Origin of the sequence: Brachyspira hampsonii (genome assembly GCF_001746205.1) — a bacterium.
Taxonomy (GTDB): Bacteria; Spirochaetota; Brachyspiria; order Brachyspirales; family Brachyspiraceae; genus Brachyspira; species Brachyspira hampsonii_B.
Genome location: NZ_MDCO01000012.1, coordinates 726,777 through 740,343 on the forward strand (window position 1 = coordinate 726,777; position 13,567 = coordinate 740,343).

At 29.0% G+C, this 13,567-nt stretch carries 9 protein-coding genes; 5 read left to right on the plus strand and 4 right to left on the minus strand.

What is annotated here, in order from left to right:
• Positions 1–12 precede the first annotated feature (12 nt).
• Entirely contained in the window at positions 13–1,272 is a 1,260-nt protein-coding gene (gene icd, locus BFL38_RS12240; RefSeq protein WP_069727296.1) for an NADP-dependent isocitrate dehydrogenase, read from the plus strand.
• 62 nt (positions 1,273–1,334) lie between these two features.
• Positions 1,335–2,678, plus strand: a complete 1,344-nt coding sequence (locus tag BFL38_RS12245) for a citrate/2-methylcitrate synthase (protein WP_069727297.1) — start codon at positions 1,335–1,337, stop codon at positions 2,676–2,678.
• A gap of 202 nt (positions 2,679–2,880) precedes the next feature.
• Here BFL38_RS12245 and serB read toward each other — a convergent pair whose 3' ends face one another.
• The 3 genes from serB to BFL38_RS12260 form a co-directional block, all read right to left on the minus strand.
• The gene (serB, locus tag BFL38_RS12250) at positions 2,881–3,501 is read right to left on the minus strand and encodes a phosphoserine phosphatase SerB (RefSeq protein WP_069727298.1); all 621 of its coding nucleotides are present in this window, start codon (positions 3,499–3,501) and stop codon (positions 2,881–2,883) included.
• A gap of 18 nt (positions 3,502–3,519) precedes the next feature.
• Positions 3,520–5,124 (minus strand): phosphoglycerate dehydrogenase, encoded by a 1,605-nt coding sequence (gene serA / locus BFL38_RS12255; protein WP_069727299.1) that lies wholly within the window; start codon positions 5,122–5,124, stop codon positions 3,520–3,522.
• A 439-nt stretch (positions 5,125–5,563) separates the two neighbouring features.
• Entirely contained in the window at positions 5,564–6,709 is a 1,146-nt protein-coding gene (locus BFL38_RS12260) for a pyridoxal-phosphate-dependent aminotransferase family protein (RefSeq protein ID WP_069727300.1), read from the minus strand.
• A gap of 210 nt (positions 6,710–6,919) precedes the next feature.
• Between BFL38_RS12260 and BFL38_RS12265 the strand changes: the two genes are divergently transcribed.
• The 3 genes from BFL38_RS12265 to BFL38_RS12275 all read left to right on the plus strand — a co-directional run bounded on the left by BFL38_RS12265 (position 6,920) and on the right by BFL38_RS12275 (position 10,924).
• Entirely contained in the window at positions 6,920–7,531 is a 612-nt protein-coding gene (locus BFL38_RS12265) for a hypothetical protein (protein ID WP_069727301.1), read from the plus strand.
• Between the two features lie 187 nt (positions 7,532–7,718).
• A complete protein-coding gene (locus BFL38_RS12270; RefSeq protein ID WP_069727302.1) occupies positions 7,719–10,283 on the plus strand; it encodes a hypothetical protein in 2,565 nt (854 codons plus the stop codon).
• A 212-nt stretch (positions 10,284–10,495) separates the two neighbouring features.
• Positions 10,496–10,924 (plus strand): PepSY-like domain-containing protein, encoded by a 429-nt coding sequence (locus BFL38_RS12275; protein WP_069727303.1) that lies wholly within the window; start codon positions 10,496–10,498, stop codon positions 10,922–10,924.
• A 305-nt stretch (positions 10,925–11,229) separates the two neighbouring features.
• Here BFL38_RS12275 and BFL38_RS12280 read toward each other — a convergent pair whose 3' ends face one another.
• Positions 11,230–13,488, minus strand: coding sequence for a lytic transglycosylase domain-containing protein (locus BFL38_RS12280; RefSeq protein WP_069727304.1), 2,259 nt, complete (start codon positions 13,486–13,488; stop codon positions 11,230–11,232).
• Positions 13,489–13,567 lie beyond the last annotated feature (79 nt).

Consider the following 13,567-nt stretch of genomic DNA (forward strand, 5'->3'; position numbering starts at 1 on the left):
TAGGATTTTTATATGAGCAAATTAGAAATGAAAAACGGTAAATTAATAGTACCAAATCAAGTAACAATACCTTTTATAGAGGGTGACGGAGTAGGAGCAGAAATCACACCTGTTTCCCAAATGATAGTAAATGAAGCTGTTAAAAAAGCATATAACGGAGAAAAATCTATTGAATGGAAGGAAGTGCTTGCAGGAGATAAGGCACAAAAAGAATTAGGTACTCCTCTTCCTGATGAAACTATAAATATTTTTAAAGAATATCTTATAGGTATAAAAGGACCTTTAACTACTCCTGTTGGCGAGGGAATGCGTTCTTTAAATGTAACACTTCGTCAGACTTTAGATTTATATGTATGTTTAAGACCTGTAAGATGGTTTAAATGCACTTCTTCTCCTATAAAAGAGCCTAATAAAGTTAATATGGTAGTATTTAGAGAAAATACAGAAGATATATATGCAGGTATAGAATGGAAAACAGGCACAGAAGAGGCTAAAAAATTTTATAACTTCCTAAAAAATGAGATGGGAGTAACTAAGGTAAGATTTCCAGAAACTTCATCTTTCGGAGTAAAACCTGTATCAGAAGAAGGTTCTAAAAGACTTATACGCTCTGCTATAGAATACGCTATTGAAAATAAACTTCCTTCTGTAACATTAGTACATAAAGGAAATATAATGAAATTTACTGAAGGCGGATTCAAAAAATATGGATACGAACTCGCAAGAAAAGAATTTGCTAATGAAACTTTCACTATGGAAGAGTATGCCGAGATAAAAAAAGAGTTCGGAGAAGACAAAGCAAAAGCAAAATTAAAAGAAGCTAAAGAAAATGGAAAAATTATAATAAAAGATAATATTACAGACGCTTTTCTACAAAACACATTATTAAAACCTGAAGATTTTTCTGTAATAGCTACATTAAACTTAAACGGTGATTATATTTCGGATCAATTAGCAGCAATGGTTGGAGGAATAGGCATAGCACCGGGCGGCAATATCAATTATAAAACAGGGCATGCTATTTTTGAAGCAACTCATGGCACAGCCCCTGATATAGCAGGAAAAAATAAAGCTAATCCTTGTTCATTAATACTTTCTTCTGTTATGGCATTAGAGTATCTTAATATGAATAAGGCTTCTGAGTTAATAATAAATGCATTAGAAAGATCTTTTGAAAGCGGATATGCTACTGAAGATTTGGCTAGCTTTATGAATGACGGAGTATCGCTTGGTACTAAAGAGTTTGGAGAAAAAATAGTTTCTCTATTATAATTTTTATTAAAAACAAACATTATATTTTATAAACTAAAAATCAATAACAAAAGGAGTTTATTATGAAAAAAGAATACCTACTATACAAACTATACGACCATTCAAGCAAGCGTATAAAAATTGATAGCGAACTTTTTCAGAAATATAATGTAAAAAAGGGGCTTAGAAATGAAGACGGTACGGGTGTGCTTGTAGGACTTACAAATGTAGGCGATGTTGTAGGATATGATAAAGATGAAAATGGAAATGTATATCCTATAGACGGAAAACTCTATTATAGAGGATACAGCATAAATGATATAGCCGAAGACATTTTAAAAAATAAACGTTTCGGTTATGAAGAGGTTTGCTATCTTCTTCTTTCTGGAAAACTTCCAGATGAGGAAAGGCTGCAGTCTTTTAGAGAACTAATAGCAGAAAATATGTATTTGGATAAGAAAACTATTATGAATATAATAGATTTGGAAGGTCAGAATATTATGAATATATTATCAAGAAGTGTTCTTGAAATGTATATTCATGATCCTAATCCCGAAGATTTATCATTAGATAATTTAATGCTTCAGTCTATACAATTAATAGCAAGATTCCCAGCAGTTATTGCCTATGCGTATAATATGTATAAATATAGTGTTGACCAAAAATACTTAACTATTACACTTCCTAAACCTAAATATTCTATAGCTGAAAACTTTTTATATATGCTTAAACAGGAGTTCACACCTTTAGAAGCTAGAATGCTTGATTTATTATTAATACTTCATGCAGATCATGGCGGCGGTAATAACTCTACATTCACAGTACGCGTTACAAGCTCATCAAGAACTGACACCTATTCAAGTATCTCCGCAGGAATAGGCTCTCTTAAAGGAGATTTGCATGGAGGAGCTAATGCTAAAGTTATGGATATGTTTATCCATTTAAAAGACGCAATAGATAATTGGGAAGATAAAAATGAAATAGATGATTACCTTACAAAAATGCTTAATAAGGAAGCTTATGATAACAGCGGACTTATATATGGTATGGGACATGCTGTTTATACTTTATCAGATCCTAGAGCTGTGATATTAAAAGATTTGGCTCGTCAGCTTGCTAAAGAAAAGAAAAAAGAATGCGAACTTCAATTCTTGGAGTTAATAGAAGAAAGAGCTGTTGAATGTTTTATGAAAGTAAAAGGAGATAAAAAAAGAGTTTGTGCTAATGTAGACCTTTATTCTGGTTTTATATATGATATGCTTGGAATACCTAAAGAGATTTATACTCCATTATTTGCCATGTCAAGAATAGTAGGCTGGTGTGCACACCGAATAGAAGAGCTTAATTTCGATGACAGAAGAATAATAAGACCTGCATATAAAAATGTTATAGAGCCTCAAGAGTTTATTACTATGGATAAAAGATAATTATTAAAATATAGCCAACAAGAAATTAATAATAAAAAATTAAAAGGAGTTTTATTTTATATAGAACTCCTTTTTTTATTATAAAACAAGAATTATTAATTAGATATATTATATTTATATTAATTTAAATAATAAAAAAGAGACTTAAAATATTTAAGCCTCTTTTATTAATAAACTTTTTATATAAATAATTAATTTTTAATTAAATATTATCCAATATAAGCCTTAAATCTTTTTTATCTATTATAATATTAGCTTCTTTTTTAAGAACTTCTTTGGCACAGAAAGCTGCCCTATTTTTAGCATGCTTAAACATACTCAAATCATTAGCACCATCGCCAACTACTAAAGTATCATCATAAGAAACATTGAGAAGTTTTTGAAGAGTTAAAAGCATATTTCCTTTGCTGTCAGAAAACATCATCTCTCCGCCTACTTTACCTGTAAGTATATTATCTTTCACATGAAAAATATTTGCAAACTCAGCATCCAAATTAAGTTTTTGAGCAAATAAAACAGTAGCATTCTTAAAACCTCCAGAAAAGCATACACATTTATATCCTTTTTTATGAAGCTCATCAATAGTTTCTTTAGCACCATTCATTATAGGAAGAGAACTGCAAATTTCATTAACAGTTTCTAATTTGATTCCATTAAGCAAAGATACTCTCATTTGAAGACTCTCAAAAAAATCAATCTCACCTCTCATTCCTTTTGCTGTGATATCGGAAATTTCATCAGCAAAATTGGTTTCTCTTGCAATTATATCTAAAGTTTCTCCGTCCATTAAAGTAGAATCAAAATCAAAAACTGCTAATTTCATTTTATTAGTCCTTATATATTATAGAGTATACTCTGCTGTAAGCCTTACATATTTAGGTTCATGAACACCTTCTATATTAGAAATTTTTGTTATAACATCATTTCCTATACTTCTATCAACATTTATAGCCATTATAGACATATTGCTTCCTTTAATATTTTCTGATACGCTCATAGAACCAATATTAATTCCATCACCTGAAAGTACTGTTGCAACTCTAGCTATCATAGCTGGCTGGTTTATATGAGGAACAACCAATATATGAGGCTGAGGCTTAATTATAACATCATAATCATTAAGTTTAACTATTCTCGCAATATTTTTAGCTATTAATGATACTGATACGCTTGTTACATCTTTATCAGTAATTAATTTTACTTTAAGTATTCCAGTGAATGTAGAAGGAGCTTCTGATTTAACAGTTTTTACTTCGATTCCTCTTTGCTTAGCAAGATAAGGAGCATTAACATAGTTAACATCTTGGAACATATAAGATAATGCACCTTTTAATATAGCTACTTCAAGAGGCTGAATATCTAAATTGATTAAATCTCCCTGAGCAGTTATTTCTAATGATTTTATCTTACCATTAGCAAGCTGCATTATCATTTCCCCTGCATTTTCTGCTATTTTCATATAGTCTTTAACAGGCTCAAGTTTTTCTGGGTTAAGAGAAGGTATATTAACTGCTGATTCTGTATATCCTCCAGAAAGCACCTGTTTTATCTGCTTAGCAACATCCAAAGCTACATTTATCTGAGCTTCTTTTGTACTTGCACCAAGATGCGGAGTAAGTATTAAATTATTATTTTTATACTGTGTTAGAGGGCATGTTTCTATTTTAGGTTCATTTACAAAGACATCTACTGCCGCTGCTGCTATAGTTCCGTTTTCCAATGCCTCTTTTAAATCTTCTTCATTAACAAGTCCGCCTCTAGAACAGTTAATAATGATTGCAGTATTTTTCATTTTGCCCATATTATCTTTGTTGATAATATTATTAGTTTCTGGAGTTTTTGGTATATGAAGTGATAAATAATCAAGTTTTGGTAAAAAATCATCTAAAGAAGTTTCATAAATAGCTCCTGACTTTTGTACAATATCTTCAGTAGCAAAAGGATCATAAACTAATACTTTCATTCCAATAGACAAAGCAATATGAACAACCTTTCTTCCAATTCTTCCAAATCCCATAACGCCTAAAGTTTTACCGAAAAGCTCATTACCTGTAAACTTATCTCTTTCCCATTTAGCTTCTTTAGTTGATACAGCAGCTGGAACTATATTTCTTGATATGGCAAGCATTAAAGCTATAGTATGCTCTGATGCTGCAATAGTATTTCCATCTGGAGAGTTTACTACTATTACACCTTTTTCTGTAGCAGCTTCTACATCTATATTATCTACCCCTACTCCAGCACGTCCTATAATCTTTAAATTTTTTCCAGCTTCTATAATTCTTTTTGTTACTTTAGTCTGACTTCTTACCATTAAAGCATCATACTCACCTATAACCTTTACTAGTTCATCTTCACTCATTGTAGGAAGAAATACAGCCTCAGAAACATCAGCTATTATATCCTTTACACATTCATTTACCTTATCAGTTATTAAAACCTTCATGTATCGTCTCCTATTGTTGTTATGCTCGCCCACCTATAAGGTGCCTAATCGGTTCGCCTATAATTATCTGCCAAACAAGTTTGTCAGATGGCTTCGGCTCACTTTGTTGTTGTTACGCTTGAAAAAGCCTATAAACTCCTCGATAATAAATTATCAATACAGCTTTTTCTTATTGTTGTTATGCTCACCCACCTGTAAAGGTGCCTATAATCATCTGCCAAACAAGTTTGTCATATGACTTACCCAAATGTACCTAATTGGTCGGCTCACTTTGTTATTATTATGCTCGAAAAAGCCTATAAGCTCCTCGATAATGACTTTGTCCGCCTTAGGCGAATTATCAATACAGTCTTTATAGCTTCTTATTATTACTAAAAAAATAAAATATTCTAATATAATGAAAACATTATATTAGAATATATAAAACAATCCAAAATATTTATTTATTTAATTCTTCTATTAATTTTTTAACTCCGCTTCCTAGTTCAAACTTGTAGCCAAGTTTAACTAAACTAGCCTCCAAAGCACCAACTGCCATTATCAAATCGCGTTCGCAAACATATCCCAAAGTTCCTATTCTAAATATTTTATTTTCCAAAGCACCCTGTCCGTTTGCTACTATAATATCATAATCTTCTTTTAAAGTTTTTCTTATATCTGGAACGCTTATACCTTCTGGAGGAAGTATTGAAGTTATAGCATAGCTTGCATTACTATCATCTTCAACAAGAAGTTTTAACCCTATAGTTTTAACAGCAGCCCTTAAAGCAAGTGAAAACTTTTTATGTCTTTTATTAACATTTTCAATACCCTCTTCTTTTATCATTTTTAAAGCAGTATGAAGAGAAGCTATTAAATTAACTGCTGGTGTAAAAGGTGTAGTATCTTTAGCTATAGATTTTTTATGTTCTGCCCAATTAAAATAAAAACTAGGATATTTACATTTTTCATGCATTTTGAAAGCATCTTCGCTTGCTGTTAAAAAAGAAAGACCAGGGGCAATCATAAATCCTTTTTGAGAACCTGATATAGCTACATCAATATTCCATTCATCAGTTTTAAACTCCATAGCACATAAACTTGTTATTCCATCAACAACAGATATAGCTCCATGTTTTTTTATAATAGAACATAAAGTTTTTACATCATTAGCAGCACCTGTAGAAGTTTCACTATGAGTAAGCGTTACAATTTTTATATCTTTATCCTTATTTAATGCCTCTTCAAGCATTTCAGCTGTTATCACTTTACCTGCTTCAGCTTCTATTTTTGTTACAACAGCTCCTCTGCTTGCAGCAATCTTAGCCCATCTTGAACCAAAATTACCAATGGACAGACATAATACTTTATCGCCTTCATTAATAAGATTCTCTAAAGCAGCACACATAGCTCCTGTTCCGCTTGCTGTAAATAAAAATACATCATTCTTAGTTCTAAACACATATTTTAAATCTTCATAAACTTCTTTAAGTATATTTGAAAATTCTTTGCTTCTATGTGCCATAGGATGCTTTGCCATTTCTACTAATGCTGATTCTGGTACAGGTGTAGGACCTGGTATCATCAAAAAAGTTTTATCCTTCATAATACTATCAATTCTCCTTAAAGTTAAATAATTTACTATAGTATTTAAAAAATATTTATACTATTATAGTATAAATATTTTTTTTTACAATACTATATCTAGTAATATTTTTCTTTAATTTTTAAAATATATACATTTTATATAAAAAATAATTGTTTTTTATTATCTATTTTTTATATTTAAAATATTAATATGATAAAGGATAAAACAATGAAAAAAATATTAATTTTTATGCTGATATTAGTATTTGGCATATCATGCAGTAACACTAATAAAACAGGTTCAGATTATAGCGGAAACAGTAATACAGACCAAGGAGGAAGTGGAACAGATCAAGGCGGAAGCACTGCAACAGATTTTAATAAATTATGGAAAGAGAAAACAGCAAATCAAAAAATATCAAAAATGAGCTATTATTTTGATTCTAATGGTAATATAATAAGAAACTCAGATAGTACAACAATATATACATTTTATAAATCTTTAGGAAATGATACAGCAATATATTATTATGAAGGGGATCCTACAGACCTATATGGTATAGGAGATCCAGATTCTCCGTCAAATATTAACGTAAAAGTATATTGTCTTGTAAAAATACCTGAAGATGGAAATAATATATATTTTTTAGATGGAAAACAGCCTCAAAATTGTACACAACAATATGCACAAAAAATAACTTCTTTTGTTGCTGAAAATAATGATGAGCCGAATTGGACTAATTTTCCTTATATGACAGAAAATGATATAGATAATACTATAGATATTAAAGATAACAGATGGTCAGATTGGGGATATTTTGGTTCAAATATAGTGGGATAATAATTTATTTAATATAAAACTCAAAAGGTATTAGCTTATTTTTAAGTTAATACCTTTTTTATTTAATACAGAGTATACATCAAATATTTTAATACAAAACTTCTTGACAATACATTATCTTTTATATATTATTTAATATCTCATAATTACAATTATATAAGTTACTTTAATTTAAGGAAAACAAATAATGAAATCACTAAAAAAAGAAATTATATATCCTATTATATTTGCATTGCTTTCTATATTATTTTTCTACAGCAATTTAACATTTTCATACCTTCAAATGGGAGATGTTATTCTTTGGGATATTAAAAATATTAAAGATGCCATATTAAATGGAAATTTATATTTTTGGAATAATGCCTATTTTACAATAGCTTCTTCTTCAACAGTACCTATTCACCCAAAATCTTTACTAATAGCATTATTACCTAATAATATATATCCTCAAGTAAGTATAATGTTTCATATAACTGTTATGGGATATGGTTTGTTCTTATTTTTGAGAGAAAAGAAATTATCAATAAATGCTTCTATGTTTGGGGCTGTTGCTTTGATGTTTTCTAATGCTATTATAACATTAATACTTCCCGGACATTTGGGTAAATTTGAGACTTACTGTTATTTTCCATTCGTATTATATTTTCTTTCAAAAGCTATGAATACTGAAAAATGGATTCATTTCTTTTTTACAGGGGCATTTTTAGGCATAGCATTTTTAGGCGGAGCTTTGGATGTAGCTATGTACTTTGCTTTATTTTTATCATGTTATTTTTTGTATTTACTTTACAGCAAAAAAAACGAAAAAAAAATAATGGACTTTATAAAAACAGATATAAAAAAAATAATTCTGTTATGTGTAAAGTTTGCATTAGTTGCGGTATTTTCTTTTTTAATGTCTATACAAATAATAATGATTACAAGAAATACTCAAGACATGGGGGCAGCTGGAGTTACAGATAAAAATCAGTTATGGCAGTGGGCTACAAGATGGTCTTATCCGCCTGAAGAAGTATTAGGTTTCTTTATGCCTGGTTTTTTTGGATACTATTCTGGCAGCGAAACTCACCCTTATTGGGGTAGAATAGCCAATATGCCGGGAGAGCCCAAAACTTCAAACTTCTCTTTAACTTCTGCAAATATTGGGTATATAAGTTTCATCTTTATAATATTTGCAATATTTATAAGCAGAAAAAAATACAGCGAAAAACATTTTTGGATTGGTACTGCTTTATTCTTTTTAATAGCAAGTTTTGGAAGATATTTTCCTGTTATATACGGAGCTTTATTTCAAATACCAATATTCCAAGATGCAAGAAATCCTAATAAATTTATAGAAATTATACCTATTCCATTTGCAATACTATCATCATTTGCATGCGATTATATATTTAAAGCATTTGAGGCTAAAAAAGAAGATAAGCTATTAAAATATTTGGAAGACGATTATAAATATATCAATATAGCCCAAAAGATTATGTACATAATAACAATAGCTTCTGTTATATTAGCATTAATAACAATACTAACAAATGGAATGATATATAACAATTTTGCTGCAGATTGGAAAGAAGCCAATGCCGCTTTAATATCAAAAAATATATTTATGTCATTTATAAGATTAGCCTTAATATCTTCTGCTGTTCTTCTTTTAATTAATAATACAATTTCATTAAAAGAATTAACTATAAAAGATAAATTTCTTGTAATAGTACCGTTAATAGGATTTATATTATTTTCTGTATATGATTTAGGGCATATAGGTTTTCTCATTATAGGAAGTATTATAGTATTTTTCTATATTGTAATAGCAAATAAAGATAAATTATTCTATAAATATTTACCTTATATGTTTATTGCTGTTTTATTTTTGGATTTAGCACAAAGCGGAAACATGTTTATAGTAAAATCCAATTATGATCAGATGTACAACTCCACTCCTATAGTAGATCATATATTAAATGAAAAAGGAAATGAAACAACAATGCCTATATTGATTCCTTATCTATACAGATACACTACTCATACGATGCCTTACTATAAAATACCTTTAACAGAACCGCCTGCCGCAAGCCGATTATCAAAAGATATTACAGATGTATTTTCAGCATTTAGAATAAATGATTATGTAGGTTATCAGCCTAGACTTATGGATTTACTTGGAGTAAGATACATTTTAAGTCCTACATATTTGGATCAGTCTGTGCTTTCAAATGATTTAACAAAAATAACTGAATATCAGGATCAATTCTCTGCTGCTGTTTTATACGAACTTAAAGGCTATAGAAATAAATATGAATTCGTTAATAATGCCTATAATGCCGTAGATTTTAATGACGGTCTTGGAAGAATTACAATGCCTAATTTTAATTTAGCTAATGAGGTTGTTCTATTAAATAACTCAAATAATAATATTACATTAAATAATGGAAATGCAATATATACAGCTGAATTACTTGAAGAAACTGATAATAAAATAATTCTGAATGTAAAAACGCCTGAACCAGGAATTTTAGTATCTAAAGAACGTTATAATACTGACTGGTCGGTTACTGTAAATGGAGAAAAGAAAGAATTATTAAATGCCAATCTGCTATTTAGAGGTGTTTATGTTGATGCAGGAGATAATAATATAGTTTTTGAGTTCACACCTGCAATGAAATATTTATACAGTACAATAATTTGCTGGATAATATTTATAGCTTTATCTATTTTTAATATAATTCTATATTTCAAAAAACAGGATAATTAATACTAAATATTTATATTATTTAAAAAACAGTTTTAATAATTTTACATTAGAACTGTTTTTTAAATTTATAGAGAATATGTACGATAATATGTAAGTAATAATTATAAAAACAATAAACTTGTAAACAAGAAGTAAAATATTTGTAAAAAATATTGACATATAATAATAAACATGATATACTAAAATCAGAAAATAAAAGGAGGAGGTTATTTATGAAAATATTGAAAGTAATATTAACTATCATTATAATCTCTTCCAGCAGTTTATTTGCTGACGATTGGATTGTTTCTCCTGATTATTTACCCGAAAGAGCCAAGCAATTTGTAGCACAAGTATTTCCTGATGCACAGATATGGTATGTTGAAATGGATGACGGAAAATATGAAGTTGAGCTTTCAAATGGTATAAAAATAGATTTCTTAGGCAATGGAGATTGGAAGGAAATAGATGCAGAATATATAGGTATACCATATAATGTATTTCCTGCCAATGTTGCAAACACAATAAGAAATACATATCCGCAAACCGTTATAATAAGTGCTGAAAAGAAATGGGGTACTTATGAGATAAAGCTTAATAATATGATGGAGCTTTATATATCTTCTGACGGTCAGCTGATAGGACAAAAATTCGACGATTGATTTACTTTCCATCCCATATACAATGCAGGGTATTAGATTTTTATCTATGCCCTGTAATTTTTTAGCGGCACTTCATTTTATTAGACTTGTTTAAAAACTATTTTAATGATTATCTATAGTGTTCTAAATTATTTATTAGTATATACGAAATTGTACCAAGGCAGGTGTTGTCAGGTGAAAGAGACAGCATATTTATATAAAAATAGCAAATAAACAATATATAAAATATTATATATTAATTTTAAAAATTGAATTATTTTTATAATTTTCCAAAATAGTTTTGAAACAATTCTAATATATTAATATCAATCCTTATAATACTTACTGTAATATTCGTAGCTTTTAATAACTCTCTCTACATAATATTCAGTCTCTTCAATATCAATAAATCTTCCTGTACGATACATATTATTAGTACCATACTCTGCTTTCCATCTTCTTCCTCGTCCTGAACCTGCATTATAACTTGCTGCTACCAATATATAATTGCTTGCCTTTTGACTGCTGAATAGCCATCCCAAATGCGAAACTCCGAGATTAATATTTTGTTTAGGATCTGTTAAATCTAAAGGATTATATCTATATCTAGCTTTTTTATTTTCAGCTGCCGCAGTTGAAGGCATAAGCTGCATAAGTCCCATAGCCCCAACCCAAGATCTAGCCTTAGGATCAAATAAGCTCTCCTCTCTCATTATACCATATACAAATGCAGGCTCTATCTTATAATATTTAGCCTCCGGCACTACATACTCATCAAAATATCTAGGATAAACTTTTCTTCTAAGCTCATCTGGAAGCAAATCTGTATTATCTGAATATGGATATCCAAAATATTTGCCTATATTTGCTGATATCTGCATAAGCCTTTTTGTATTTTCAGAACTTATAAATATTTTTTCAGCAAAATAATATAAAGGATATGTTACCTGCGTCTTTTTAAATATCTTATCGAACTCAGTATATGCATTATCATAATCACCGTAATAATACAATATTATTGCTTTGTTAACTTCTCTTCTCGTTTGAAGTGATAATTCATTAAATAAATCTTTCTCGCTTCTATTGGCATATAAATCCTTTATAAATCTATTTCGCATAAGAATATTTTTAGCCATTGCCCTAGCCTCTTTAGTAAGTTCATCTTCTTTGCCTGTAGAAATATAATTTAAAAATTGTATCTTATCAAGCATCTGCATAGATTTAGTAAAATTAGAATCTGAATAATATTTTTTAGCTTCATTGAAATAATAAGTATTACTAAGTTCAACATTAGCTACCATCTCGCTATCAGCAAGACTCAGAGCTCCTTTAACAAAATAATGACTTTTACTAGTTAAAAGGCTCTGCATCAAATATTTATCTCTTATATCATTATCTCCAAATTCCTCAGCAGCCCACATATTCCAAGATAAAGCAAAATCATGCCTAAAATTAGGATACCTTGCCTCCAAAGCTTTAGTAGCAAAATATGTCTCTGTCTTATTTTTTAATTTGAATGCCTTTCTTAAATATGATTTCAAAGCTAATTCTGTCTGCCAACTTTTAGGAAATCTTTTCATTACATTTGTAAGATAAGTCTTTGCCTGAACAAGATTATTTCTATTAAGACTCAAATTTACAAAATTATTATATATTCTAGGAACATAATCATCTCTAGGATACTCTTTCAAAAAAGTATTATAAAGCTCAAATGATTTATCATAATCTTTCAATTTATTATAATTATCCGCAGAATAATATAAGCCTAATCTCCTATGAGTTTTATTATTAGCATTTGATAAATATTCATCAAATAAGGCAGCAGCATCTCTTCTATTTCCAGACTGCTGTTTAATTCTAGCCATATAGTATGTAGAACTTGCTTTATGAGAATTATTATCATACAAATCCTTAAAATAATTTAAAGATGCTTTTCTATATCCTGCTTCATAAAGTATAGCTGCTGTTTTAAATTTTAAAGCATTAGAAAAAGAAGAAATATCCTCAGAGAAATTATTATTATAATATATAGCTGCTTCGCTTGATCCGAATCTGCTTAAAAGTTCATAAGCTATCATTCTAGCTTTATTAGTATCATCTGTACTTCTTAAAGCTCTTATTCCTACAAATTCCTTAATCCATTTTTGAGCCTTTCCATTAAAAAAATTGCTTACAGGATAATCATCTCTGTAAAACTCAGCAAGTGCTTTATACTGCTCTGCATAAGGATATAATGATGAACGGGGATATTCTTTCATTAATAATGAATATAAATCTATTGCCTCATTATACATATTAGTAAGAAAGGCACTTTTAGCTCCGTAATATATAACATAATCTCTTATAATCATATCATCTTCTGTATTCATTATATTTGTAAATTGATTATATGCTTCTAAATATTTTTCTCTATTATGAAGTTCCAATGCTGTACCGTAATTAATTTTACTTTTTGATATAATATTCTTTTCTAATGATATATCCTGAGCACCTAATATAGATGTCATAACAATAACGATAATTTCAAAACAAAATGTAAATACTAAAATTCTTTTATTAAAGATTCTGAAAATGTTTTTTTTCATTTAATATTAGCCTAAAATAGTTTTTATATAGTAATTGTTATTGTATTACTTTTTTGATTTTTTGCAAATAAATTTTACA